Annotated in this window: 22 protein-coding genes, 1 tRNA gene and 1 rRNA gene; 18 read left to right on the forward strand and 6 right to left on the reverse strand. The window is 33.6% G+C overall.

Annotated elements, in window-relative coordinates:
- Positions 1-82, forward strand: a 5S ribosomal RNA gene (gene rrf / locus AAEO58_RS07135); the annotation flags it as partial.
- A gap of 147 nt (positions 83-229) precedes the next feature.
- Here the strand turns inward: rrf and AAEO58_RS07140 are convergent.
- Both AAEO58_RS07140 and AAEO58_RS07145 read right to left on the reverse strand, forming a co-directional pair.
- A complete protein-coding gene (locus tag AAEO58_RS07140) occupies positions 230-835 on the reverse strand; it encodes a hypothetical protein (RefSeq protein WP_341682827.1) in 606 nt (201 codons plus the stop codon).
- A gap of 127 nt (positions 836-962) precedes the next feature.
- Complete coding sequence (locus AAEO58_RS07145) at positions 963-2,102, reverse strand: acyl-CoA dehydrogenase (protein WP_133610962.1); 1,140 nt, start codon at positions 2,100-2,102, stop codon at positions 963-965.
- 96 nt (positions 2,103-2,198) lie between these two features.
- On the opposite strand from AAEO58_RS07145, the gene AAEO58_RS07150 reads away from it, so the two are divergent.
- The 8 genes from AAEO58_RS07150 (at position 2,199) to AAEO58_RS07185 (ending at position 9,317) form a co-directional block, all read left to right on the forward strand.
- The gene (locus AAEO58_RS07150; RefSeq protein ID WP_341682828.1) at positions 2,199-3,260 is read left to right on the forward strand and encodes an anhydro-N-acetylmuramic acid kinase; all 1,062 of its coding nucleotides are present in this window, start codon (positions 2,199-2,201) and stop codon (positions 3,258-3,260) included.
- 89 nt (positions 3,261-3,349) lie between these two features.
- Positions 3,350-4,576 (forward strand): Glu/Leu/Phe/Val dehydrogenase dimerization domain-containing protein, encoded by a 1,227-nt coding sequence (locus AAEO58_RS07155; RefSeq protein WP_341682829.1) that lies wholly within the window; start codon positions 3,350-3,352, stop codon positions 4,574-4,576.
- A gap of 10 nt (positions 4,577-4,586) precedes the next feature.
- Entirely contained in the window at positions 4,587-5,960 is a 1,374-nt protein-coding gene (nhaD, locus tag AAEO58_RS07160; RefSeq protein ID WP_341682830.1) for a sodium:proton antiporter NhaD, read from the forward strand.
- A 48-nt stretch (positions 5,961-6,008) separates the two neighbouring features.
- Entirely contained in the window at positions 6,009-6,713 is a 705-nt protein-coding gene (locus tag AAEO58_RS07165; RefSeq protein WP_133610970.1) for a MotA/TolQ/ExbB proton channel family protein, read from the forward strand.
- Positions 6,713-7,108, forward strand: coding sequence for an ExbD/TolR family protein (locus tag AAEO58_RS07170; RefSeq protein ID WP_290819908.1), 396 nt, complete (start codon positions 6,713-6,715; stop codon positions 7,106-7,108). The genes AAEO58_RS07165 and AAEO58_RS07170 overlap by 1 nt, the downstream gene beginning before the upstream one ends.
- Positions 7,109-7,114: 6 nt before the next feature.
- Complete coding sequence (locus AAEO58_RS07175; RefSeq protein ID WP_341682831.1) at positions 7,115-7,921, forward strand: energy transducer TonB; 807 nt, start codon at positions 7,115-7,117, stop codon at positions 7,919-7,921.
- A gap of 24 nt (positions 7,922-7,945) precedes the next feature.
- On the forward strand, positions 7,946-9,160 hold the full coding sequence (locus AAEO58_RS07180) for a bifunctional folylpolyglutamate synthase/dihydrofolate synthase (RefSeq protein ID WP_341682832.1): 1,215 nt from the start codon (positions 7,946-7,948) through the stop codon (positions 9,158-9,160).
- 82 nt (positions 9,161-9,242) lie between these two features.
- A tRNA-Val gene (locus AAEO58_RS07185) sits at positions 9,243-9,317 on the forward strand.
- 39 nt (positions 9,318-9,356) lie between these two features.
- Here AAEO58_RS07185 and AAEO58_RS07190 read toward each other — a convergent pair.
- Together AAEO58_RS07190 and gldJ are read right to left on the reverse strand one after the other, a co-directional pair.
- Positions 9,357-10,643 (reverse strand): UDP-N-acetylmuramoyl-tripeptide--D-alanyl-D-alanine ligase, encoded by a 1,287-nt coding sequence (locus tag AAEO58_RS07190; protein ID WP_341682833.1) that lies wholly within the window; start codon positions 10,641-10,643, stop codon positions 9,357-9,359.
- 80 nt (positions 10,644-10,723) lie between these two features.
- The gene (gldJ, locus tag AAEO58_RS07195) at positions 10,724-12,418 is read right to left on the reverse strand and encodes a gliding motility lipoprotein GldJ (RefSeq protein WP_133609488.1); all 1,695 of its coding nucleotides are present in this window, start codon (positions 12,416-12,418) and stop codon (positions 10,724-10,726) included.
- Positions 12,419-12,629: 211 nt separating this feature from the next.
- On the opposite strand from gldJ, the gene porU reads away from it, so the two are divergent.
- The 9 genes from porU to AAEO58_RS07240 all read left to right on the forward strand — a co-directional run bounded on the left by porU (position 12,630) and on the right by AAEO58_RS07240 (position 24,455).
- Positions 12,630-16,502: a type IX secretion system sortase PorU gene (gene porU / locus AAEO58_RS07200; protein ID WP_341682834.1), complete on the forward strand. Its 3,873-nt coding sequence runs from the start codon at positions 12,630-12,632 to the stop codon at positions 16,500-16,502.
- Positions 16,503-16,541: 39 nt separating this feature from the next.
- Positions 16,542-17,753, forward strand: coding sequence for a type IX secretion system outer membrane channel protein PorV (gene porV / locus AAEO58_RS07205; protein ID WP_162845067.1), 1,212 nt, complete (start codon positions 16,542-16,544; stop codon positions 17,751-17,753).
- 65 nt (positions 17,754-17,818) lie between these two features.
- Positions 17,819-18,298: a cytidine deaminase gene (gene cdd, locus AAEO58_RS07210; protein WP_133609494.1), complete on the forward strand. Its 480-nt coding sequence runs from the start codon at positions 17,819-17,821 to the stop codon at positions 18,296-18,298.
- Between the two features lie 161 nt (positions 18,299-18,459).
- Entirely contained in the window at positions 18,460-19,458 is a 999-nt protein-coding gene (pdhA, locus tag AAEO58_RS07215) for a pyruvate dehydrogenase (acetyl-transferring) E1 component subunit alpha (RefSeq protein WP_290819481.1), read from the forward strand.
- A 5-nt stretch (positions 19,459-19,463) separates the two neighbouring features.
- On the forward strand, positions 19,464-21,056 hold the full coding sequence (locus tag AAEO58_RS07220) for a 2-oxo acid dehydrogenase subunit E2 (protein ID WP_341682835.1): 1,593 nt from the start codon (positions 19,464-19,466) through the stop codon (positions 21,054-21,056).
- Positions 21,057-21,128: 72 nt separating this feature from the next.
- Positions 21,129-22,094, forward strand: coding sequence for a M20/M25/M40 family metallo-hydrolase (locus AAEO58_RS07225; protein WP_341682836.1), 966 nt, complete (start codon positions 21,129-21,131; stop codon positions 22,092-22,094).
- Complete coding sequence (locus AAEO58_RS07230) at positions 22,084-22,767, forward strand: SDR family NAD(P)-dependent oxidoreductase (protein ID WP_341682837.1); 684 nt, start codon at positions 22,084-22,086, stop codon at positions 22,765-22,767. The genes AAEO58_RS07225 and AAEO58_RS07230 overlap by 11 nt, the downstream gene beginning before the upstream one ends.
- 2 nt (positions 22,768-22,769) lie before the next feature.
- Entirely contained in the window at positions 22,770-23,372 is a 603-nt protein-coding gene (locus tag AAEO58_RS07235) for a SprT-like domain-containing protein (RefSeq protein WP_111567004.1), read from the forward strand.
- Positions 23,373-23,399: 27 nt separating this feature from the next.
- The gene (locus AAEO58_RS07240) at positions 23,400-24,455 is read left to right on the forward strand and encodes a mannose-1-phosphate guanylyltransferase (RefSeq protein WP_290819462.1); all 1,056 of its coding nucleotides are present in this window, start codon (positions 23,400-23,402) and stop codon (positions 24,453-24,455) included.
- A 2-nt stretch (positions 24,456-24,457) separates the two neighbouring features.
- Here AAEO58_RS07240 and AAEO58_RS07245 read toward each other — a convergent pair whose 3' ends face one another.
- Positions 24,458-25,228 (reverse strand): ABC transporter ATP-binding protein, encoded by a 771-nt coding sequence (locus AAEO58_RS07245; RefSeq protein WP_133609514.1) that lies wholly within the window; start codon positions 25,226-25,228, stop codon positions 24,458-24,460.
- Positions 25,228-25,974 carry an MlaE family ABC transporter permease gene (locus AAEO58_RS07250; RefSeq protein ID WP_133609516.1) on the reverse strand — a complete coding sequence of 249 codons (747 nt, stop codon included), beginning with the start codon at positions 25,972-25,974 and terminating at the stop codon, positions 25,228-25,230. The genes AAEO58_RS07245 and AAEO58_RS07250 overlap by 1 nt, the downstream gene beginning before the upstream one ends.
- Between the last annotated feature and the right edge of the window lie 17 nt (positions 25,975-25,991).

Raw genomic sequence — 25,991 nt, forward strand, 5'->3', positions numbered from 1 at the left:
TCTTCCCATTCCGAACAGAGAAGTTAAGCCCGATTGCGCAGATGGTACTGCAGTTATGTGGGAGAGTATGTCGCCGCCTTTCTTTTGAAAAGCCCTATCAGTAATGATAGGGCTTTTTTGTTACCAATATAGCGTCTCTACGAGACTAAAAAACCACCTCATAAGGGTGGTTTTTTTATTGGTTTAATTTTACCTCTGTTGGATAAGTTAGTTAGTAGAAATGCTATTTTTAATGAATAGAATTGTTGTTTTTTAGAATTTCAATGAAATTATTTAAAAGTGAATGAATTTGGTTGAGTTGGTCTATAGTTTGTAATTTTTCTTGTTTAGCAAAATATAGCATGTATTTGCCTTTATCTGGAATTTCATCAAATAATCCATTTTTATTTGTAATTTCTAATCTATCAGGATTTAATGCAACAATTAAATTTAAGAGGTTTTTACTTTTTAATATTGATGTAGCTTTATATTCATAATTACTTTTTAAAAAATATTTTTTATCGAAATCTGTATTTTTAATGTTAATGTCTTTTCTGTTAAAGATTTTGCCAATTTTTGTTAGTATATCTTCTTTTGTTACACACAATTCAAGTTTAGTTGGATTATTAAATTGAACTATTCCTATCATATATTTTTTTTCGTATGTTCTTCCTCCAGAAGTTATATAATGAGTATGATTTGTAATTTTAAAACAGAAATCAGAATGAGAATATTCAACAAATAAATCCCCAGAAGTAGATTTTAGTGTACCATTTTTTTCTACTGTAAATTGTTCCCAAATGTATTTTAGGTCTTTCCCTTTAATTAATTCATTTATTTTCTTTAGAATAGACATTTAGCTTTGGTTTAAAGATTTGATAATTATGAATAAATATATTAAAAATGTTATTAGTAATTAAGATTGATGCCATAAAAAAATCCGACTCTTTTGAAGTCGGATTTCTATATTAATTTAGGTGTGATTATTTCACTAAACCTCTTGAAATAACAATTCTTTGAATTTCTGAAGTTCCTTCGTAAATTTGAGTGATTTTTGAATCACGCATCATTCTTTCTACGTGGTATTCGCTTACGTAACCATTTCCACCGTGAATTTGAACAGCTTCATTAGCTACTTCTAAAGCAATTTCAGAAGCATATAACTTAGCCATAGCACCAGAATGTGCAATATCTTCACCATTATCTTTTTCAGTTGCTGCTTTATGAATTAACAATCTAGCACACGTAATTTTTACATGCATATCAGCTAATTTGAAAGCAATTGCTTGGTGATTGAAAATTGGTTTTCCAAAAGCTACACGTTCTTGCGAATATTTTAATGCTAATTCGTAAGCTCCTTGTGCAATTCCTAACGCTTGAGATGCAATTCCGATACGTCCTCCGTTTAATGTTGACATCGCGAAAGCAAAACCAAATCCGTCTGCACCAATTCTGTTTTCTTTAGGGACTTTTACATCATTAAATAATAAGGTATGTGTATCAGAACCACGGATTCCCATTTTCTTTTCTTTTGGACCTACTTCAAAACCTGGCATTCCTTTTTCCACGATAAGAACGTTAATTCCTTTATGTCCTTTTGAAGCGTCAGTTTGAGCAATTACTAAATAAGTAGAAGCTGTTCCACCATTTGTAATCCAGTTTTTAGTTCCGTTTACTAAATAATGATCGCCCATATCAATAGCAGTTGTTCTTTGTGATGTAGCATCTGAACCTGCTTCTGGCTCTGATAAACAGAAAGCTCCAATTACTTCACCTTTGGCTAACGGCGTTAAGTATTTTACTTTTTGTTCTTCTGAACCATATTTTTCTAAACCAGCACAAACTAATGAGTTATTTACTGACATGATAACCGCTGCAGAAGCATCAACTTTAGCAATTTCTTCCATTGCTAAAACATATGATAAACTATCTAATCCAGCACCACCGTATTTTGGATCAACCATCATTCCTAAGAACCCAAGTTCCCCCATCATTTTTACTTGTTCTGTTGGGAATTTTGAATGTTCGTCTCTTTCAATAACTCCAGGTAATAATTCTGTTTGAGCAAAATCTCTAGCAGCTTGCTGAATCATTAAATGCTCTTCGGTTAATTTAAAATCCATATTATTTAGATGTAATGTTTGATTATTTTGTAATTTCAGGAACCAAATGTAAAGATTAATTACCAAATTTTCAATAACAATTTGTAATTTTAACCCATGTTTAAAGAAAACTATAACGTTATCGGAGTTATGTCGGGCACATCGTTAGATGGTGTCGATTTAGCTTACATAAAATTCAATCATTCAGAGAATTGGACGTTTGAAATTTTTCAATCCGAAACTGTTTCTTATTCTGAAGAATGGCTTAACAAATTGAAAAATGCGATTCATTTCAGTCATTCAGAATTAGAAGAATTGAATAGTGGTTATACAAAACTTTTAGCTTCGATAATTTCCGATTTTATTTCCAAACATAATCTTACCGAAATTGATGCCGTTTGTACTCACGGTCATACTATTTTACACCAACCCCAAAAAGGATTTACACTTCAAATTGGTAATCTTCCGATGATTCGAGATTTAGTTAATCAACCGATTGTTTGTGATTTTAGAGTACAAGATGTGCAATTAGGTGGTCAAGGTGCGCCATTAGTTCCGATTGGTGATGAATTGCTTTTTTCTCAATATGATTATTGTTTGAATTTAGGCGGATTTTCGAATGTGTCATTTAATAAAAATGGTAATCGTATTGCTTTTGATATTTCTCCCGTAAATACCGTTTTGAATTTTTATGCGAATGAATTAGGTTTTCCATATGATGATGCTGGGAATTTAGCAAAATCTGGAAATGTGAATCAGGATTTATTACAAAAATTGAATGATTTGGATTTTTACAAAGCATCTTATCCAAAATCACTCGGAATGGAATTCGTAAATGCTGAAATTTTCCCACTTATGCATTCTTTTTCAATTGACGTAAAAGATAAACTTCGAACTTTTGTAGAACATATCGCTATTCAAATTGCGAATATTTGTGATAAACCTCTTGCGAAATTATTCATTACGGGAGGTGGAGCTTATAATCGATTTTTAATTGAGAGATTACGTAATTATTTACCTACAACTGAAGTTGTAATTCCTGATGATAAAACCATTCAGTTTAAGGAAGCGTTGATTTTTGCATTTCTAGGTGTATTGCGATTACGAAATGAAATTAATGTATTGTCCACAGTAACAGGAGCTATTAAAAATCACTCTTCTGGAGTAGTTTTTATGTAAATGTTATAAAAAACTAAAAAGTGTAGTTTAGGCTTCGGGGCTTAAACAGAATATGTATATTTGTAAAACCAAAAAAATTAACCAACACAATGAAAGATTTATTAAAGAAATTTGAAAACAAAGAACCAGAAATAGTATTTAATTGGAAAGACCCTGAAACAGATGCAGAAGGATGGACGGTAATTAACTCGTTAAGAGGTGGTGCTGCTGGTGGAGGAACTCGTATGCGTAAGGGATTAGATATGAATGAAGTACTTTCGTTAGCCAAAACTATGGAAGTTAAGTTTTCAGTTTCAGGACCAGCAATTGGTGGTGCTAAATCAGGAATCAATTTTGACCCAAACGATCCAAGAAAAAAAGGTGTTTTAGAAAGATGGTATAAAGCAGTTTCTCCATTATTAAAAAATTACTACGGAACTGGTGGCGATTTAAATGTAGATGAAATTCACGAAGTAATCCCAATGACAGAAGATTGTGGTGTTTGGCATCCACAAGAAGGTGTTTTTAACGGTCACTTTAAGCCTACAGAAGCTGATAAAATCAATAGAATTGGTCAATTACGTCAAGGCGTTATTAAAGTAATTGAAAATTCAAATTTCTCTCCAGATGTAAATAGAAAATACACAGTTGCCGACATGATTACTGGTTATGGTGTTGCCGAAGCGGCACGTCATTATTATGATATTTATGGAGGAACAATTGTTGGTAAAAAAGCTATCGTTCAAGGTTTTGGAAATGTAGGTTCTGCAGCTGCTTTTTATTTAGCACAAATGGGCGCAAAAGTGGTTGGAATCATCGATAGAGATGGTGGTGTTATCAATGAAAACGGATTCTCTTTCGAAGAAATTACAACATTATTCTTAAACAAAGATGGAAATAAATTAGTTGCTGCTAACATGATTCCATTTGCTGAAATCAACGAGAAGATTTGGTCAATGGGTGCTCAAGTATTTGCTCCATGTGCGGCTTCAAGATTGGTTACTAAAGACCAGGTTGATAGTATGATTGCTTCTGGATTGGAAGTGATTTCAAGTGGTGCGAATGTGCCTTTTGCTGATAAAGAAATTTTCTTTGGTCCAATTATGGAAGAAACTGATAAAAAAGTGAGTTTAATTCCTGACTTCATCGCAAATTGTGGTATGGCAAGAGTTTTTGCTTATTTCATGGAGAAAAAAGTACAAATGACAGACGAAGCTATTTTCTCTGACACTTCTAACAGAATTAAAAACGCAATTCAAAATGCACATGCTATAAATTCTGATAAAAAGAACATTAGTGCAACTGCTTTTGAAATCGCTTTGAAACAACTTGTATAAAAAATAAATCATGGAAGCAATATTAATACTTCTATTTGTTATTGGATATTTGTCTATTACTTTAGAACATCCATTAAAGTTAGATAAAACTGTGCCAGCACTTATGATGGCTGCTTTGATGTGGGCTTTGCTTGCGATAGGTTTTCAAAACGGATGGTTTTCTGTCGTTGATGGACATGGAGCTATTTTTAATATTAATTCTGGAGATATTCATCAGCAAGAGCATGGGTTCGAAGGGTTGCTTTTGCATCACGTAGGAAAAGTAGCTGAAATTTTGATTTTCCTTATAGGAGCAATGACAATTGTAGAGCTAATTGATTTGCACAGAGGCTTTGATGTTCTAAAAGACATGGTTAAAACCAAAAGTAAAATTAGACTTTTGTGGATAACAGGGATTGTAGGATTTATATTGTCTGCCGTTATTGATAACCTTACAGCAACTATTGTATTGATTTCATTATTGAGAAAATTAATTCATAATAGAGAAGAACGTATTTGGTATGCTTCTTTAATTATTATTGCTACAAATGCAGGAGGTGCTTGGTCTCCAATTGGAGATGTTACAACTACAATGTTATGGATAGCTAAGAAAGTTACAGCCGGAGGATTGTCTGAATATATCATTATTCCTGCAATATTATGTTTTGTTGTTCCTTATGCTTTAGCTTCTAGAATGAAAATTTTTAGAGGTAATATTGAGGTTAATGAGAAAACTCATGAAGAGCGTGAAAGATTGTTGAGTAGTAAAACTATGCTTTGGTTAGGATTAGGAGCAATTGTTTTCGTTCCTATATTTAAAACATTAACACATTTGCCTCCTTATGTAGGTATGATGTTAAGCTTAGCTGTGGTTTGGATGGTTTCTGAATACATTCATCCTGAAGTAAATTTTGATAAAAGTAAAAAGCACTTATACTCGGCCAATAATGCGCTGTCTAAAATTGAGATTTCAAGTATTTTGTTTTTCTTAGGAATTTTAATGGCAGTAGCGTCATTAGAGAGTTTGGTTTTTGGTTCTATCAATGGGGTAGAAGTGGGTACTTTGCGTTATGCGGCTGAAAGTATTTCTAATGCCATTCCTAATATGGATTTTGTAATTATTCTGTTAGGGGTTTTATCAGCAGTTATTGACAACGTGCCTTTAGTTGCAGCCTCAATGGGAATGTACACTTATGAAATTGATCATCCAGCATGGCATTTTATTGCTTATTCTGCAGGTACTGGAGGTAGTATGCTTATTATCGGTTCTGCTGCAGGTGTAGCTGCCATGGGAATGGAAAAAATCGATTTTATTTGGTACTTAAAAAAAATCACTTGGTTAGCTTTTGCAGGTTTTATTGCAGGAGCAATGGCTTTCTTATTTATTGAACATTATATTAGATAACAATATTTAGAATTTATACACGTTTTAATTATAAATTAAGTATACATTATGAGTTTATTTCTTCAAGCCGATAGTTTAGCGGTTGCTAGTCAAGTAGTAACAGAAGCACAACCTACAGAACAAACCTTATCCATGTGGAGTTTATTAACTAGTGGTGGAATTGGAGGTCAATTAATTATGTTGGTTCTTTTTATTCAGTTGTTTTTTGCTCTATTTTTATATTTTGAGCGATTAATGGCCATTAACAAAGCTTCTAAAATTGATGCTAGTTTTATGAACAACATCAAAATGAATATTATGTCAGGCAAAATTGATGCTGCCAAAATGTTATGTGCGCAAACTAATTCACCTGTTGCAAGATTAATCGAAAAAGGAATTTCTCGTATAGGAAAACCATTAGAAGATATCAATACAGCAATTGAAAACGCAGGTAATTTAGAGTTATACAAGTTGGAGAAAAACACCAGTATGTTAGCTACTATTTCAGGAGCCGGACCAATGGTTGGTTTCCTTGGAACTGTTGTTGGTATGATTCTTGCCTTCCATAAAATGGCTAGTGGTGGTGGTCAAATCGAAGTGGGTGCTTTGGCTGAAGGTATTTATACAGCTATGACAACTACGGTAGTTGGACTAATTGTTGGAATTATTGCTTATGTTGGCTATAATCACTTAGTAGTGAAAACTAATAAAGTGGTAAACCAAATGGAAGCAAATGCAGTAGATTTCTTAGATTTATTAAACGAACCAGTATAATGAAGTTAGGTAAAACTAGAAATAAAGTTTCAACAGAATTCAACATGTCGTCAATGACCGACATTGTTTTCTTGTTGCTTATCTTTTTCATGATAACCTCTACCATGGTAACTACGAATGCATTAGATTTAGTGTTGCCAAAAGCAAAAGGGAAAACGGATAGTAATAAAAGTACTTCAGTAAGTATTGATAAAGATTTGAATTTCTTCATCGATAAAGATAAAATCAATGAAGCTGATTTAGAAACCCAATTGATGGCTCTAATGGCAAATTCAGAAAATAAAGCTATCGTTTTAAGAGCTGAGAAATCAGTTCCTCATGAAAAAGTAGTTAAGGTTATGGAAATAGCCTACAGAAATCAAATAAAAATGGTTATTGCGGTAAATCCAAAATAGAAAAAAATGAAATTTTTAGAAACATCAGAAGAAAAAAAATCATTCACAATAACGTCGGTTATTTTTGTGATACTTTTTCTGTTGTTTACTATTTTCGGATTGACGTATATGGATCCACCACCAGAAAACGGAATCGCTGTTAACTTTGGTACTAGCGATACAGGTAGTGGAGAAATTCAACCAACAGAACCAGTACAAATGTCGCCCGATCAAGCGCAGTCAGAACCTGTTCCAGCAGAAGAAGATGATGTCTTAACGCAAGACGAAGAGGCGCCAGTTACGTTGCCTAAAAAAGACATAAAAAAACCAGTTGTTAAGCCTGCGGAAACAAAACCTGTTGTTAAACCAACAGAAACCAAACCAATAAAACCTAGTAATAGCGCCTTAAATAGTATTATTAAAGGCCCAAAACAAGACGGAACATCACAATCTGGTCATGGAGATGATGCTGATGGTGGCGATAAAGGGAATCCAAACGGAAGTTTGTATGCCAATAGTTTTTACGGAAATGGTTCTGGTGATGGAATTGGAACAGGAAAAGGAACCGGTTGGGGATTAGCTGGAAGAAAATTATCAGGTAACAGTAAAAGAATTCAGGATTGTAATGAATCTGGAAAAGTGGTGGTTAAAATTTGGGTAAATCGTCAAGGAAATGTAATTAAAGCCGAACGTTCTCAAGGAACAACTAATACTAATCCTTGTTTAGTTAATCCCGCATTGGAAACTGCAAAAACCTTCAAATGGCAACCTGATGCTAACGCACCTGAAACCCAAATTGGTTTTGTGGTAGTGAATTTCCAAGTAGGAGAATAATAATTCTTTGTTATCCCATTTAAAATGACGTATCAAGAAACAACAACATGGTTATTTAACCAGTTACCTATGTTTCAAATGCAAGGCGCTTCAGCCTATAAAAAAGATTTGACCAATACTTTGTTGTTGGTAGAACATTTGCAACATCCAGAAACTAAATTCAAATCGATTCACGTAGCAGGAACTAATGGAAAAGGTTCTACTTCGTCGATGCTTGCTTCAATATTACAAGAAGCTGGTTATAAAGTGGGATTATATACTTCACCTCATTTAAAAGACTTTCGCGAACGCATCCGTATTAATAGCGAAATGATTTCAGAAGATTTTGTGGTTGATTTTGTAGCTCAAAACAAATCGTTTTTCGAAGCTAATCAATTAAGTTTCTTCGAAATGACCGTTGGTTTAGCCTTTGATTATTTTGCAAAAGAACAAGTTGATATAGCTGTTGTTGAAGTTGGAATGGGAGGTAGATTAGATTCTACGAATGTTATTACATCTTTAGTTTCTGTAATTACCAATATTGGTTTTGATCATACTCAGTTTTTAGGAGATACCTTGCCAAAAATAGCCAATGAAAAAGCTGGAATTATTAAATCAAATGTTCCTGTTGTAATTGGAGAATATTCAGAAGAAACAAAACCTGTTTTTATAGATAAAGCGAAATTAGAAAATACTCCAATTTATTTTGCTCAAGATAATCCAGAAGTTACTTACGAATGTGCCTTGTTAGGAGATTATCAAATGCATAATAAGAAAACGGTTCTTCAAACCATCGAATTATTGCAATCACAATTTAATATAGAGGAAAAGCATATTAAATTAGGATTAAAAAATGTAATTCAAAATGCTGGATTGCTTGGTAGATGGCAAATTTTAAAACAAAAACCCTTTACGGTTTGCGATACAGCTCATAACAGTCACGGATTAAAAATAGTATTAAACCAAATTCAAAAACACCAATTTGAAACCCTTCATGTAGTTTTAGGTGTAGTAAATGATAAAGATTTAGTTTCAATTTTACCCTTATTTCCAAAAAATGCCAATTATTATTTCTGTAAACCAAATGTCCCAAGAGGATTAGAACCACAAATTTTACAGAAAAAAGCAACTGAATTTGGATTGTCTGGAGAAGTATTTAATTCGGTATCAGAAGCTTATGCTGAAGCATTAAATTTGGCTCATGATTCCGATTTTATTTACATAGGTGGTAGTACTTTTGTAGTGGCAGAAATTGTGTAATTTTTTTTCAAAAACACTTGCACATACAAATATTCCTTGTATATTTGCACTCGCAATACGGTAATACTAATGCATCTTATTGGGGCGATTAGCTCAGCTGGTTCAGAGCACCTCGTTTACACCGAGGGGGTCGGGGGTTCGAACCCCTCATCGCCCACAAAAATTTAAATCCTACTTTAAAGTAGGATTTTTTGTTTTATATCAGTTCTAAAGTTTTTTCTAGTGCCATTCCTCTAGACCCTTTGATTAAAATTAAACTATCTTTTGGTTGGTTTGCTTTGAAAAATGTTGCGAAGTTTTCAAAATTCTCAAAGAAATTAATGTGTGAATTTTGAACCTGATTAGCATAAAAATATTTACCAATAAAGTAGGTAGTTATATTGCTTTCGGAAATTAATAATGCTATTATTTTTTTATGCTCAGAAAGACTTTCTTCGCCTAATTCAAACATGTCGCCTAAAACTGCAATTTTATGATTGTGCTCTAATTGAATAAAATTTGTTATAGCTGCCGACATACTACTCGGATTCGCATTATAAGCATCTAATATTATTTCGTTCCCGTTTTTTTGTATCAATTGTGAGCGATTATTTTCAGGAATATAATTTTCAATTGCCTCTTTAATTTGTTCGTCGGAAACTTTAAAATAATTTCCTATTGTGATAGCGGCATTGATATTATTAGCGTTGTAAATTCCAATAAGGTGCGAATTAATGGTTAAGTCATTGAAGGATATTTTTACCATTGGATTAGCTTCAACCTTATCGATTTTTATATCAACATTTGATTCGTTTAAGCCGAAACTAAATTGTTTAATTCCTATTGCTTTTTCCTTTTGAATGGCATCATCTAAATTAATAAAAACAATTTTTTCATTGTTTCTTAGATAATTATACATTTCACTTTTTCCTTTGATTACGCCTTCAACTCCGCCAAATCCTTCTAAATGAGCTTTCCCGAAATTAGTGATATAACCATAGTCAGGTTGTGCAATTTTACATAAGAAGTCAATTTCCTTTTGATGATTAGCACCCATTTCAACAATGCCAATTTCTGTTTCTTTTGTAAAACGCAATAGTGTAAGTGGAACTCCAATGTGATTATTCAAATTGCCAATAGTTGCCAGTGTATTGTATTTTTTTGAAAGTACAGCGTGTATTAATTCCTTGGTAGTAGTTTTTCCATTGCTTCCTGTTAAGGCTATTATTGGCAAACCCAAATAGTTTCTGTGGAACTTAGCTAACTCTTGTAACGCAATAAGTGAGTCTTCTACTAATAAAGTTCGTTCGTCAATTTTATAGCTAGGGTTGTCAATTATCACATATTTGGCTCCTTTTTCTAAAGCTTCTTTTGCAAAGGTATTAGCATCAAAGTTTTCGCCTTTAAGGGCAACAAATAAGCTGTCTTTTTCTATTTTTCTTGTATCGGTAGAAACGCTTGAGCAATTTAAAAATAAGGAATGTAAAGTAGCTATTGTGGTCATCTGAGTTGTTTTAAATCGAAACGAAGATAAAAAAAAGCCCTTTCAAACGAAAGGGCTTTTTTAAGTATTTTGTATGAAAATTATTTTTTTGGATTTCCTCTAGGAGTCTTTTTGTTTGATTTAGGACCTACTTTAGACATCGCACATCTGAATCCGATGTAATCAGTTGCCATATCTTGAGGGAAGAATCTTCTAGAAGCTGGGTCTAACCAGTATGCTCTATCTCTCCATGAACCACCTTTGTAAACTCTAACGTTGTCATCTACTAAAGTAGTTCTCTTGTCAGATTTATCAAATTTTTTGTCCATTTTACCTAAACTATCAGCAGTGATAGAGTGTTTAGGAGCTTCGTACATTCTGTGTTTTTCTTCACCTGCACCTTCTTCAGAGTCAGTAAATTTGTAGAAACGTGTAGATTGTCTATCACCATCTCTGTAATTTCTGTTATCAGAAGTTGAGAACTGAGTTCTTAAGTAAGTTTCGTTTTCATCAACAGGAACTTGAGCAATTTGACCAGGGAAATTTCTAGCCATAATTCTACCGTTACTTAAAGTATCATAAGTGATGTTGTCAGAAGTTACTAATTCAACAACTCCATCTTCACCAATTTTGTTTTTTGTATAAACGTTACCTCTAAAGTAGTTGAAGTCATTTGCTTCGTCATCTACCATAGGTCTGTAAACGTCTTGTACCCACTCAGCTACGTTTCCAGCCATATCATATAAACCAAAATCATTTGGAGCATACGCTTTAACTTTATTTGTAATGTCAGCTCCGTCATCAGACCAACCTGCAATTCCTCCGTAATCCCCTTTACCTTGTTTAAAGTTGGCTAATTGGTCACCTCTGTATTGTCTTTTAGACGAACGAGTATATTGACCACTCCAAGGGTATTTCTTTTGTCCTTTGTAAATGTTGTATTCTCTGTTTCCAACTAAAGCTACTGCAGCATATTCCCACTCAGCTTCTGTTGGTAATCTATATTCTGGTAAAATTAACCCAGAACTTCTTTGAGCGTATACGTTTTTAGCAGTATCTGCAGCTGGTCTTCTACCACCACCCATTTCTTTTTTCAATACTACTTCTTCGTTACCACCAAATGCTTTAGATGGTGTATTGATATAAGTTTCAGTACTGAAAGAGTTTTCAGCAGTTACGTCAGAACCTAGTTTGATTTTGTTATCTTTCTTAAGGTAACCTTCACGCTCTAAAATGTTTTCATTTACACGGTCAGTTCTCCACTTGCTAAATTCAGTTGCTTGAATCCAGTTAACACCAACTACTGGGTAGTCAGCATAAGCAGGGTGTCTTAAGTAGTTATTAGTCATCGTTTCGTTGTAACCTAAACGATTTCTCCACACTAAAGTATCTGGAATTGCTCCATTGTAAATGTGTTTGTAGTTTTCTTCAGTTGGAGGAAATACAGTTTTTACCCAAAACAAGTATTCAGAATACATTTTGTTGGTTACTTCTGTTTCATCCATAAAGAAAGATTGTACGTGTTGTTGATTTGGAGAGTTATTCCAATCATGCATAACATCGTCTTGTACTTTTCCCATTGTAAAAGTACCTCCTTCAATAGAAATCATCCCTGGAGGCGTTTCTTGTTGTTTAAACTTGTCGTTAAACTGGAATCCACCTTTTTTATCATTGATTTTCCATCCTGTAGCTGTAGAACCACCTTTTGTGCTTCCTTTTTTGCTACAACCTGTAAAGCCTAATGCCAGTGCTAATACTACTAACACTTTTAAAGCCATAATTTTCTTAATTTTCATACTTTAGTAGGTAATAAATTTCGTGTCGCAAGATAATAATAATGAATTAAAATGCAACATGTTTTTAAATTTTTGTAAAAAAAAATTAATGTTGTGTTAAAATCCTTTCTCTTACAACGATTTATATTAAGTTTTATTGTAAAAAATTAGATTAAAATAAATATTTTTTTTCTCTTTGTAATATATAGGTGTTTAACACGTTTTATAGCTAATGAAAAAGACTATCTTATTTATACTGTTATTTTCTGTTGTGTTTGTTTTTGGGCAACAAACAGATAATATTTCTATTAATTGGAATTCTAATGTGGATTACAGTTTGGGGGAAACTTCAATTAAAGTGCCTCAGTTTGATACAGAATTTTACAATATTGATATTCCGTCAAGAAAAATTCAATATAGGAAATTAGTGACAGTTACTGCATCAACTAATGTGTCAAGTTTGGTTATATCAAATGTAAAATATCAAACTATAAACGAATCGGAACTTTATGATTTGAATAAATCATTACTACCTAATAAGATTCAAGCTTCATTGGAAGTTGTTCGTGCTCGAGATGATTATAAAGGTATTTTAATTTTTAGTCCCATTATAAAAGAAGGTGGCGTTTTTAAAAAAGTTATTTCGTTAACGTATTCTTTTCAAAACAATCTGTCAAATAGAAGTCAAAATCAGAATGTTGTTCAAGCGGTTTCAAATTCGATTTTATCAACGGGTAATTGGCATCGTTTTTACATTGAAAAATCAGGTGTTTATAGAATTTCTAAAACTTTTCTTCAAAGTTTGGGTTTTAATGTTAATGTAGATCCTAGAAATATAAAGATTTATGGAAATGGTGGACGCATGTTGCCGTTAAACAATTCAATCCCTTATCCGGATGATTTAGAACAGAATGCGATTCAATTTATCGGTGAAGATGATGGCGTTTTTGATAATAGCGATTATATTTTATTTTATGCAGAAGGAGTTGATACTTGGAGTACCGAAAGTTTAACCAGTGTGAACTTGTTTGCAGATAAATCATATTATTACATAACTTCATTAGGTTCAGCTGGAAAAAGAATAGAACAAGCATTGCAGCCAATAAATCCTCCAACTTTAACTTTTAATCAGTTTGATGATGTTATTTACTACGAGAAAGATTTAATTAATGCTGGAAAAGTTGGTAGAAGATGGTTTGGTGAACAATTTAATATAGATGAATTTCAAACATTTGATTTTTCAATTCCTAATTTAGATACTTCAGTTCCTGTTCAAATAAAAGTAAATACAGCTTCTAGATCATTTGGTAACTCTTCTTTTAATGTAAAAGCCAATTCTGTTGATTTGGGAACTTTGAATTTTCCACAGTTAACTTCAGGTAGTGGAGTTGAAGGCTATGAATCTGCTTTAAATACAGTTTTTAATGCGACTTCTTCAAATATTTCAATTGCACTAACATATAACAATGGAGGTGTTCCGAGTTCAAATGGTTTTTTAGATTTTATACGATTAAAAGTAAAGCGGAATTTAACAGGTTTCTCTAAACAATTCCTATTTTTTAATGATCAAGAGCAAGCTAATATTGGTGTTGGAGAATACAGAATTGCAAATGCATCAGGAATTTCTCAAGTTTGGGATGTTACCGATTTATATAATGTTACGGCTTACGAAAATACCACTGGAGCCAATTTTAATTTTAAAGTAAATTTAGGTACAGCTAGAAAATACGTGGCAGTTGACATGTCTGACACCTTTACGCCATTGCGTGAATCAAATTCTGTTGTGGTGAATCAGAATTTAAAAGGCACAATTTTTAAAGATGCTCAAGGAAATTTTCAAGACATCGATTATTTGATTATAACACCAGAGCTTTTAACAACACAAGCAGAACGTTTAGCTGATTTTCATAGAAATAATTCTGGTTTAGTAGTGCGTGTGGTTACTTTAGAAAAAATTTATCAAGAATTTGCTTCTGGAAAACAAGATATTGCTGCAATTAGAAATTTAATTAAATATGTGTATTGGAATGCTTCCACTCCAGATAAAAGAGTTAAGTATGTAAATCTTTTTGGAGACGCATCTTATGATTACAAAGACCGATTATTTAGTAATACCAATATTGTTCCTGTTTTTCATGGATTCAATCCTTTTGCTTCGGAAACAAATAATATTTCTAATTTCTCATTATTCTCGTCATTTATGTCTGACGATTTCTATGGTTTGATGGATGATACCGAAGGTCAAATGTTAGGCGGTTTTGACGGAATTGATATTGCAGTTGGAAGAATGTTAGTTTCCTCTACTGGTCAAGCTAAAGAAATGGTTGATAAAGTAATTGAATATCATGACGAGAAATCCTACGGAAGATGGCGCAATAATTATGTCATCTATTCCGATGACGCCGATAATACAACAGATGCAACGCTTCAGTTTGGATTAGATAATTTAGCGAATACTTTAACTGCACAAAAGCCATTTGTAAATGTTAAAAAAATACATACCGATGCTTATTTGCAACAAGTAGCGGCGGGTGGTGAGCGTTATCCAGAAGCAAAAAAAGACTTTTTAGACGCTTTAGCGCTTGGGGCTTTAGTTTTTAATTACTTCGGACACGGAAATGAAGAATCGCTTGCAAGAGAAAGATTGTTTGAAAAATTAGATGCTCAAAATTTAACCAATCGTTACAGATATCCACTTTTTATAACAATAACTTGCGAGTTTACACGTTTTGATGATCCAGGGCGTTTTACAGGAGGCGAATACATGTATTGGAATAAAAGCGGTGGGGCAATTGGTTTGATTGCTACTACACGTCAAATTGGTGTTACGACAGGTTTTGTAATGAATAATTTATTGAATGAAGACTTGTATGCATTTGGTTCAAATGATTATCCTTCAATCGCAGAAGCGCTGAGGTTAACAAAATTAGATACAGGTTCAGATAACAGAAGAGTTGTTTTTTATATTGGTGATCCTGCATTAAAATTAGCAATTCCGAGACCTAAAGTAGTACTAACAAAAGTAAATGATATTCCGGTAAATCAACCATTGCCTGTCCTTCAAGCTTTGAGTTTAACAAAGATATCTGGTGAGGTAAGAGATGAAAATGATGTATTGTTATCGGGATATAACGGTGATTTAGCAGTTCAAATTTTTGATAAAGATATTAATAGAGCTACTCTCGGAAATAATGGTGTTACCAATGGTAGCGGACTTATAGTGATGAATTTTACTACTTTAGGAGAAACTGTTTTTAGAGGAAATGCATCGGTAGTAAACGGACAATTTGAATTTAGTTTCGTGGTGCCGCAAGATATTAGAATTCCAGTTGGAAATGGTAAAATAAGCTTTTATGCAAAACGTGATATGCCTAGTTTGGATAACCAAACAGGTTATGATAGAACAATCCAAATTGGAGGTGTTAACGTAAATGCTGTAAGTGATACGAATCCGCCAACGGTTAGATTGCATATGAATGATGAAGGTTTTGTTTCGGGCGGAATTACAAATTGTTCACCCATTTTGCTGGCTTTTTTAGAAGATGAAAACGGAATCAATACGGCAAGTGGAATCGGGCATGATATCGTAGCAATTTTGGATGGCGATGAATCTAATCCGTATGTTTTGAATGAATATTATGAAACAAATAACGACGATTATACCAGCGGTTTTGTGAGATTTCCTTTCAGGGATTTAACACCTGGATTGCATACTATTTTGTTTAAAGCTTGGGATGTGTATAATAATTTAGTAACGGCAGAAATTCAGTTTAATGCAATTTGTTCTGATGATGGACTACGAGTAGAAAGAGTATTGAATTATCCCAATCCGTTTGTGAGTTATACTGAGTTTTGGTTCAATCATAACATGCCATTTGAACCACTTGATGTTCAAGTTCAGATTCTGACTGTTGCAGGAAAGTTGGTTAAAACAATAAATCAGCAAGTTACGACTGAAGGTTTTCTTTGTAGAGAAATTATCTGGGATGGTCGTGATGATTTTGGAGATAAGATTGGAAAAGGGGTTTATGTTTATAAATTAAAAGTACGATCTACAACTACTGGAAAGTCAGTTGAAAAATATGAGAAACTTGTAATACTATAATAAAATACTATATTTGTCAAATTAATTTCTATGAATACAATGAAAAAAATTGCTGTAATATTTACCTTATTAGTTGTAGGTCAATATGTTAAAGCGCAAGAAGATAATAGCCGAGTAATAACCACAGGTGTTCCTTTCTTATTAATTGCTGCTGATGCGCGTTCTGCGGGTATGGCTGACATGGGAGTAGCAACTTCTGCAGATGCTTTCTCGCAACAATTCAATCCTGCTAAATATGCTTTTTCTCTTCAAAAACAAGGGTTTTCTGTGAGTTATACGCCTTATTTGTCTAGTATTGCAAACGATATTTCTTTGGGACAATTGACATACTACAATAGAATAAATGAGCGTAGTGCATTTGCAGGGTCTTTACGTTTTTTTGGTTTGGGTGATATCGAATTGAGAGAAACTCCAGATCCAAACGAGCCGGTAAGAACAGTTAATCCAAATGAACTAGCTCTAGATGGTTCTTATTCTCTTAAATTAAGTGACCGTTTTTCTATGGCTGTTGGTGGACGATTTATTCGTTCGGCTTTAAGAATTGGTGATGCAAATAATGATGCTACAGCAGCAACAACATTTGCAGTTGATATTGCAGGTTATTATCAATCAGAAGAAATGGCTTATGATGATTTTAATGGTAGATGGAGAGCTGGATTTAACTTTCAGAATTTAGGTCCTAAAATTAGTTATGATAATGATGATTTAAATGATAACTTTTTACCAGCCAATATGCGTTTAGGTGGAGGTTTTGATTTTATTTTTGATGAGTATAGTAAAATTGGTGTTACGGCTGAAGTTACAAAACTTTTAGTTCCAACACCACCAGCAAAAGTTGCTGCAGTAGATGCTGATGATAGTGGTTCAATTGAGCCTGCAGAGCAAGATTTGGCTGATGATGCATACACACAAGCATTGTCAGATTACAGAAAAACAAGTTGGACAAGCGGAATTTTCAATTCGTTTAATGATGCTCCTGATGGTATTTCAGAAGAATTAAAAGAGTTTACTTGGGCTTTAGGTGCAGAGTATTGGTATCAAGACTCATTCGCACTACGCTTAGGTTACTTTAATGAAAATGAATTAAAAGGGGCAAGAAAGTTTTTTACTTTAGGAGCCGGTTTTAAGTATAATGTAGTGAAAATTGATGTGTCGTATTTGTTCTCAGCATCTAAAGTGAGAAATCCATTAGAAAATACATTGAGATTCTCTCTGACATTTAACTTTGGCGATAATTACGATGAACTTTAAACAAAAAATAAATTAATAAACAATCCAAATTCTTATTTTAGAATTTGGATTTTTTTTCCTTACATATGAAGCAAATTTCAATAAACACGACCATTTCGGTACTTTCAAAAGAAGAATTATCTCAAGAGGAGACAACATTAATGATGCAAGCGGTAGAAGCTAGAAGTAAAGCTTACGCACCTTATTCAAAGTTTACGGTGGGTGCAGCTATTCTTTTGGATAACGGAATTGTAGTTCAAGGTTCAAATCAAGAAAATGCAGCTTACCCTTCAGGCTTGTGTGCTGAGCGTGTAGCAATTTTTTATGCAGGGGCAACCTATCCAGATGCAAAAATTGTAAAAATGTTTATTACGGCATCTCCGCAAGATAGAGATTTAGAAGAGCCAATTCCACCATGCGGAAGTTGTAGGCAAGCAATCGCAGAATACGAATTCAAACAAGATATTCCAATTGCTATTTTCTTTATGGGAGCAAAAGGCGATATTTATAAGTCAGATTCATTAAAAAATCTACTGCCTTTGGTTTTCGATAAAAATCATCTATAACGATTTCGTAACTTTTTTTATCGATTTTGTTATAAAAAATACAAAAATCGTAGAATTTAATTTTTTCAATCAGGTTCTATGTAGTATTTTTGCTGTTCGTAAAATTGTGATTGATAAATAATGCCTTTCACAATTCAATTGTATTAAAAAAACAAACTAAAATGAAACCAATTACAAGAGAAGTTTACCTAAAGTGGTATGAAGACATGCTATTTTGGAGAAAGTTTGAGGATAAACTTGCAGCTGTTTATATCCAACAAAAAGTTAGAGGATTTTTGCACCTATACAATGGTCAAGAAGCAGTTTTAGCTGGAGCTTTGCACGCAATGGACTTGTCTAAAGATAAAATGATTACCGCTTATCGTAACCACGTTCAGCCAATTGGAATGGGTGTAGACCCAAGAAAAGTTATGGCAGAATTATACGGAAAAGCTACAGGTACTTCAAAAGGTATGGGTGGATCTATGCATATTTTCTCTAAAGAACATGGTTTTTATGGAGGTCACGGAATTGTAGGGGCACAAATTCCAGTAGGAGCAGGTATTGCTTTTGCTGATAAATATTTTGAAACTGGCGGAGTTACCTTAACTTATTTTGGTGATGGCGCTGCTCGTCAAGGTTCTTTGCACGAAGCTTTCAATATGGCAATGTTATGGAAATTACCAGTAGTATTCATCGTTGAAAACAATGGATATGCAATGGGAACATCTGTAGAAAGAACTGCTAACCATACTGATATTTGGAAACTTGGTCTAGGTTACGAAATGCCTTGCGGACCAGTTGATGGAATGAATCCAGTAAAAGTAGCAGAAGCTATGCATGAAGCTATGGAAAGAGCACGTCGTGGAGATGGACCAACTTTCTTAGAAATGAAAACATACCGTTACAGAGGACACTCAATGTCTGATGCACAATTATATAGAACAAAAGAGGAAGTGGAAGAGTACAAAAAAATCGATCCAATTACTCAAGTTTTAGATATCATTAAAGAAAATAACTACGCTACAGAAGCTGAAATCGAAACTATCGATCAAAGAGTAGCTGATTTAGTGGCTGAATGTGAAAAATTCGCAGAGGATTCTCCATTCCCAGAAGTAAATCAGTTGTATGATGTAGTATACGAACAAGAAAATTATCCTTTCATCCCACATAAATTATAAGAACTATGGCACAAATTATAACAATGCCCCGTTTGAGTGATACGATGACTGAAGGAGTTGTAGCAACTTGGCTAAAAAAAGTGGGTGATACAATCAAAACAGGTGATATTTTAGCCGAAATTGAAACGGATAAAGCTACGATGGAATTCGAATCTTTCCATGATGGTGTTTTATTACACATCGGAATTCAAGAAGGACAATCGGCTCCAGTGGATTCTTTATTAGCTATCATTGGAAAAGAAGGCGAAGATATTTCAGCTTTATTAAGTGGAGGAAATGCTACTGAAACTAAAGAAGAAAAAGTAGAAGAAACTAAAATTGTCACATCGAGCGCAGTCGAGATGCCAGCTGGTGTAAAAGTAGTAACAATGCCTCGTTTGTCTGATACCATGACAACAGGAACAGTTGCGACTTGGTTAAAGAAGGTAGGAGATACTGTAAAAGAAGGTGACATTTTGGCTGAAATCGAAACGGATAAAGCTACTATGGAATTCGAATCTTTTAATGCAGGAACATTATTATATATCGGAGTGCAAGAAGGTGATTCTGCTCCAGTTGATACCATCTTAGCAATTTTAGGACCAGCAGGAACTGATGTTTCAGGAATTGCGGCTAATTATAAAGTTGGTGCTGTTGTTGAAGCTCCAAAAGCAGAAGAAGTAAAAGCAGTTGCTCAAGAAGTTGTAGTAACAGAACAAGCTACTTCAGGTAGAGTTTTTGCTTCTCCATTAGCTAAAAAAATTGCTCAAGATAAAGGAATCAACTTGTCTCAAGTAAAAGGTTCAGGTGAAAATGGAAGAATTGTAAAATCGGATGTAGAGAATTTCTCTCCATCTGCCGTTGCAACTCCAACTCAAGCCGTTGCAGAAGCTACAAGTGCAGTTGCAGCTGTGAAACCATTTGTTCCAGTAGGAGAAGTTTTCCAAGAAGAAATCAAAAATTCGCAAATGCGTAAAACCATTGCGAGAAGATTATCAGAATCTAAATTTACAGCACCGCATTATTATTTAACTATCGAGTTGGATATGGACAATGCTATTGCTTCAAGAAATATGATTAACGGATTGCCAGAAACGAAAGTTTCCTTCAATGATATGGTAATCAAAGCAAGTGCTATGGCATTGAAAAAACATCCACAAGTAAATTCACAGTGGAGAGAAGATGCAATGGTAATCAATCACCACGTGAATATTGGTGTTGCAGTAGCAGTTGAAGACGGATTAATGGTTCCAGTATTGAAATTTACAGATCAAATGAGTTTAACTCAAATTGGTGCTAACGTCAAAGATTTAGCTGGAAAAGCAAAATCTAAAAAAATTCAACCAGCTGAAATGGAAGGAAGTACGTTTACAATTTCTAACTTAGGAATGTTCGGAATTCAATCGTTTACTTCTATTATCAATCAACCAAATTCTGCTATTTTATCTGTTGGTGCTATTATTGAAAAACCAGTAGTTAAAAACGGACAAATCGTAGTTGGAAACACAATGACAGTTACTTTAGCTTGCGACCACAGAACAGTGGACGGAGCAACAGGAGCTCAATTCTTACAAACGTTCAAAGCGTTTATGGAAAATCCAGTAACGATGTTAGCATAATAAGTGTTAAATTTATCATACAAAATCCCGATTTATTCGGGATTTTTTTATTTTTACTTAAAACTACATGCTATGAAAAAATTCTTGTTACTAATTTCTTTTATTGGATTGTCATTGAATGCACAAACCAATGTTACTTCGAAGAATATTTCAAAGGTAAACTATCAAGTTGCTGAAGAAAATGTAATTAAAACCTTGTCTTATTTAACTTCTGATGAATTAGAAGGAAGAGATTCTGGTAGCGAAGGAATTGAGAAAGCTGCGGTTTATTTAGAAAATCTATTAAAAGAAAATGGAGTAAAGCCTTATTTTAAAACGTATCGCGATACCTTATCGAATTTTGACAAACCTGCTTTTAATATTGTAGGTTATATAGAAGGAACCGATAAAAAATTGAAAAATGAGTTTGTGGTAATCGGAGCGCATTATGATCATATCGGAATGTTGCAAAATGGTGTTAATGGCGATGTAATTGTAAATGGTGCAAACGACAACGCAACTGGAACCACAGCGGTAACAGAAGTTGCAAAGTATTTCGCCAAGTTTAAAAACAACAAACGAAGTATTCTTTTTGTGTTCTTTTCAGCAGAAGAGAAAGGCCTTTTAGGTTCGAAACATTTGGCAGCCAAATTAAAAGAACAAAAAATGGATTTGTATTTTATGTTCAATTTTGAAATGATTGGTGTTCCTATGAAAGACAAAGGAATGGATTTCTATCTTACAGGTTTTGGAAAATCAAACATGGCAACGACAATGAATGATTATGCTGGAGAAAAATTAGTTGGATATTTACCAATAGAAACAAAATATATGTTATTCAGAGCTTCAGATAATTATCCTTTTTTCACCGAATTTAATGTCCCGGCACAAACGGTTTCGACTTTCGATTTTGAAAATTTCCAATTCTATCACCAGCCTGATGATGAGTTTGAATTGATGGATACGAAACACATGACCAATGTAATTTCGAAAACAATTCCGGTTTTAGAACAAATGATTAATGCGCCTAAAAAAGAAATCAAATTAAATGAAAAGTAAAAATATTATCATAACAGGAACTTCTCGTGGAATAGGTTACGAATTAGCTATGCAATTTGCAAACGCTGGACATCAAGTATTAGCGATTTCCCGTAAAACACCAAAAGAGTTAATTGAAAATCCAAATATTACGTGTTTGTCAATTGATATTTCAAATCCAGAAGAATTGCTTCAAGTGGAAAATTTTATCAATAGAACTTGGAAAAAAGTAGATGTTTTAATTCACAACGCAGGAAGTTTGTTGCATAAACAATTCACACAAATTACTTCAGAGGAATTTCAAAACATTTACAAAGTCAATGTTTTTGCTGTTGCAGAATTGACAAAAATCTGTATTCCTTTCATGGAAAAAGGTAGTCATGTGGTAACAATTAGTTCTATGGGTGGCATACAAGGAAGCATGAAATTTGCAGGATTAGCGGCTTATTCTTCAAGTAAAGGCGCGGTAATTACCTTGTCAGAATTATTAGCAGAAGAATACAAAGAACAAGGGATTTCATTTAATGTTTTAGCGCTTGGAGCTGTAAATACCGAAATGCTACAAGAAGCGTTTCCGGGTTACGAAGCACCACTTTCAGCGAAAGAAATGGCAGATTACATCTTCAATTTCGCCTTAACAGGAAACAAATATTACAACGGAAAAGTATTACAAGTTTCATCGTCAACACCTTAAAATTGAGCGAAGTTTTACAAAAATACCTTCCTGAACACGCAGTTCATCATTGTTTTGAGTTAATCAAAGCGAATCATGTGCATCTTAAAATCGTCAACGAACGTCAAACGCGTCATGGTGATTATCGAAAAGATGCGCAAGGTTATCATTTGATTACAGTGAATGCAAGTTTGAATAAATACCGATTCTTAATCACCTTAATTCACGAAATAGCCCATTTGGTAGCCTTTGAAAAATATGGTCGAAACATAAAACCGCATGGTGACGAATGGAAACTCACTTTTCAACGCATGATGGTGCCGTTTATTCGTCCAGAAATATTTCCAAATCAATTGTTGCCCTTGCTTGCGAAACATTTTAGAAATCCAAAAGCAAGTAGCGATACTGATGCAAAATTAGCAATCGCATTAAAGCAATTTGACCAAAAAGAAACCGATAAAAATTATATCTTTGAAATTCCGATGGGAAGTCATTTTAGAATTCACAATGGAAAAATTTTTAAGAAAATAGCATTACGAGTTAAGCGATACGAATGTTTAGAAATAAGTTCTGGGCGATTATATCTTTTTCAACCCAATGCAGAAGTAGAATTGTTGCCGAATTAGAAAAGCAATAAAAAAATCTTTCAAAAAATGAACAAAAATTATTACGCGATATTGATGGCTGGAGGAGTTGGTTCTCGTTTTTGGCCCGTGAGTACAACCGAATTTCCTAAGCAATTTCACGATATGTTAGGAACTGGAGAAACGTTGATTCAAAAAACGTTTACTCGTTTGTCTCAAATTATTCCAAAAGAAAATATTTTAATTCTTACGAATGAAGATTACAATAACATAGTTTTAGAACAATTGCCAATGGTAAAACAAGAGCAAATTATTTTAGAACCTGTAATGCGAAACACAGCGCCTTGTATTTTGTATGCTTCTTTGAAGATTAAAAAACAAAATCCAGATGCAGTTATGGTAGTAGCGCCATCAGATCATTGGATTGAAGATGAAGTGCAGTTTTGTTCTAATTTGCAACACGCTTTTGATTTCTGTGAGCGCGATGAAAACTTAATGACTTTGGGAATTTTACCAACATTTGCCAACACGGGTTATGGTTATATCGAATTTGATAAGTTAGATTCGAGACCTGTTAAAAAAGTAAAACAATTTCGCGAAAAACCAGATTATGCTACGGCAAGAAAGTTTATTCAAAGCCGAAATTTCCTTTGGAATGCTGGGATTTTTGTGTGGAGTGCCAAAACCGTTTTAAAAGCTTATGAAGAGTTTCAACCGGTAATGTTTGCTCATTTTATGAATGGTTATGAAGCTTTAAACACACCAAAAGAAGCGGCTTTTATTAAAGATAATTATCCGTTAGCACAAAATATTTCGGTCGATTATGCAATCTTGGAAAAAGCGCAGAATGTTTACGTTTTACCTGCTACTTTCGATTGGAATGATTTAGGAACTTGGGGTTCATTATATGATAAATTACCAAAAGACGAACAAGAAAATGCAGTTGTAAATGCAACCGTTTACTTAGAAAATGCAACTAATAATATCATCAGAACTGAAGGGAAAAAGTTAGTAGTGATTGATGGTTTAACTGATTACATTATAGTTGACAAAGACGATGTATTGTTGATTTATCCAAAAAATAAAGAGCAAGATATTAAGCAAATAGTTTCTAAATTAAAATAGTACTATTTCACATCATCTTCCAAGTACATTTTTCTTACACGCTTGAATAACTCAGAAGAATATACAAAATCGGTAACGGCTTCGTTATCGGTTTTGAAAATTTCTTTATTGCTTCCTTCCCATTCCAATAATCCGTTTTTTAAGAAAACGATTTTCTGACCAATTTCCATTACCGAGTTCATGTCGTGAGTGTTAATCACAGTAGTAATGTTGTATTCTTCTGTAATTTCCTGAATCAAATTGTCAATTACAATAGCAGTTTTTGGGTCTAAACCTGAGTTAGGTTCGTCGCAAAACAAATATTTCGGATTGTTTACAATAGCCCTAGCAATTGCAACACGTTTTTGCATTCCACCAGAAATTTCAGACGGACGTTTGTGGTGTGCGTTTACCAAATGAACTCTATCTATAACAAAATCAACACGCTCTTTAATTTCTTTTGGGGTTTTATTAGAGAACATTTTTAAAGGAAACCCAATGTTTTCTTCCACAGTCATTCCATCAAATAAAGCACTTCCTTGGAATACCATTCCTATTTCGGTCCTTAAAGTTCTTTTTTCGTCGTTTGAAAGCTCTGAATAAATTCTGCCATCAAATGAAATTGTTCCACTATCAGGAGTGTGTAAACCTAATAACGATTTTAAGAAAACGGTTTTTCCCGAACCACTTTGTCCAATAATAAGATTGGTCATTCCAGCTTCAAAACGAGTAGAAACGCCTTTTAAAACGGTTTGTTCGCCAAACTTTTTTACGATGTTTTTTACTTCAATCATTAGCTCAATAGGAGTTGGGTTAATATAAAGTTCATTAAAATAATTACTACCGATGTCCATACGAAGGATACCGTACTTGCTTTACCTACTTCTAAAGCACCACCTTTCATGTAATAACCGTGAAAGGAAGGAATAGTCGCAAGCAATAAAGCAAAAACAATAGTTTTTATAAAGGCATACGCAATATGAAACGGAATAAATTCGGTTTGAAGTCCGGTAGTGAATTCAAAACTAGTGGTAAAGCCGCCATAAACAGCCGCCATCCAACCTCCAAAAACACCCAAAAACATACTCAATCCAATTACGAACGGATATAAAAGTAAGGCGATAATTTTTGGAAAAATCAAATAGTTCAATGAGTTAACTCCCATAACTTCTAGTGCATCAATTTGCTCTGTAACACGCATAGTTCCAATACTTGAAGTAATGAAAGATCCCATTTTTCCAGCCATAATGATAGAAATGAATGTTGGAGCAAACTCTAAAACCACCGATTGACGTGTTGCAAAACCTATCAAATATTTAGGGATTAAAGGATTGGTCAAATTTAATGCTGTTTGAATTGCCACAACTCCTCCAACAAAAAAGGAAATAAAAGAAACTATCCCTAGCGAACCAATGATTAAATCATCAACTTCTTTAAGTATTAATTGTTTCATTACCGACCATTTAGTAGGCTTGTTGAAGATTTCTTTCAACATGATAAAGTATTTTCCTATTTGCGATAAGTAGCGAACTAGCATCATATTATTTAATGTTCAGT

It is taken from the genome of Flavobacterium helocola (genome assembly GCF_038289885.1).
In the GTDB taxonomy this organism is placed as follows: Bacteria; Bacteroidota; Bacteroidia; order Flavobacteriales; family Flavobacteriaceae; genus Flavobacterium; species Flavobacterium cheniae.

Coding starts and splice junctions, on each gene's coding strand:
- AAEO58_RS07140 (WP_341682827.1), bottom strand. CDS start 835: ATGTCTATTCTAAAGAAAATAAATGAATTAATTAAAGGGAAAGACCTA.
- AAEO58_RS07145 (WP_133610962.1), bottom strand. CDS start 2,102: ATGGATTTTAAATTAACCGAAGAGCATTTAATGATTCAGCAAGCTGCT.
- AAEO58_RS07150 (WP_341682828.1), top strand. CDS start 2,199: ATGTTTAAAGAAAACTATAACGTTATCGGAGTTATGTCGGGCACATCG.
- AAEO58_RS07155 (WP_341682829.1), top strand. CDS start 3,350: ATGAAAGATTTATTAAAGAAATTTGAAAACAAAGAACCAGAAATAGTA.
- nhaD (WP_341682830.1), top strand. CDS start 4,587: ATGGAAGCAATATTAATACTTCTATTTGTTATTGGATATTTGTCTATT.
- AAEO58_RS07165 (WP_133610970.1), top strand. CDS start 6,009: ATGAGTTTATTTCTTCAAGCCGATAGTTTAGCGGTTGCTAGTCAAGTA.
- AAEO58_RS07170 (WP_290819908.1), top strand. CDS start 6,713: ATGAAGTTAGGTAAAACTAGAAATAAAGTTTCAACAGAATTCAACATG.
- AAEO58_RS07175 (WP_341682831.1), top strand. CDS start 7,115: ATGAAATTTTTAGAAACATCAGAAGAAAAAAAATCATTCACAATAACG.
- AAEO58_RS07180 (WP_341682832.1), top strand. CDS start 7,946: ATGACGTATCAAGAAACAACAACATGGTTATTTAACCAGTTACCTATG.
- AAEO58_RS07190 (WP_341682833.1), bottom strand. CDS start 10,643: ATGACCACAATAGCTACTTTACATTCCTTATTTTTAAATTGCTCAAGC.
- gldJ (WP_133609488.1), bottom strand. CDS start 12,418: ATGAAAATTAAGAAAATTATGGCTTTAAAAGTGTTAGTAGTATTAGCA.
- porU (WP_341682834.1), top strand. CDS start 12,630: ATGAAAAAGACTATCTTATTTATACTGTTATTTTCTGTTGTGTTTGTT.
- porV (WP_162845067.1), top strand. CDS start 16,542: ATGAAAAAAATTGCTGTAATATTTACCTTATTAGTTGTAGGTCAATAT.
- cdd (WP_133609494.1), top strand. CDS start 17,819: ATGAAGCAAATTTCAATAAACACGACCATTTCGGTACTTTCAAAAGAA.
- pdhA (WP_290819481.1), top strand. CDS start 18,460: ATGAAACCAATTACAAGAGAAGTTTACCTAAAGTGGTATGAAGACATG.
- AAEO58_RS07220 (WP_341682835.1), top strand. CDS start 19,464: ATGGCACAAATTATAACAATGCCCCGTTTGAGTGATACGATGACTGAA.
- AAEO58_RS07225 (WP_341682836.1), top strand. CDS start 21,129: ATGAAAAAATTCTTGTTACTAATTTCTTTTATTGGATTGTCATTGAAT.
- AAEO58_RS07230 (WP_341682837.1), top strand. CDS start 22,084: ATGAAAAGTAAAAATATTATCATAACAGGAACTTCTCGTGGAATAGGT.
- AAEO58_RS07240 (WP_290819462.1), top strand. CDS start 23,400: ATGAACAAAAATTATTACGCGATATTGATGGCTGGAGGAGTTGGTTCT.
- AAEO58_RS07245 (WP_133609514.1), bottom strand. CDS start 25,228: ATGATTGAAGTAAAAAACATCGTAAAAAAGTTTGGCGAACAAACCGTT.
- AAEO58_RS07250 (WP_133609516.1), bottom strand. CDS start 25,974: ATGATGCTAGTTCGCTACTTATCGCAAATAGGAAAATACTTTATCATG.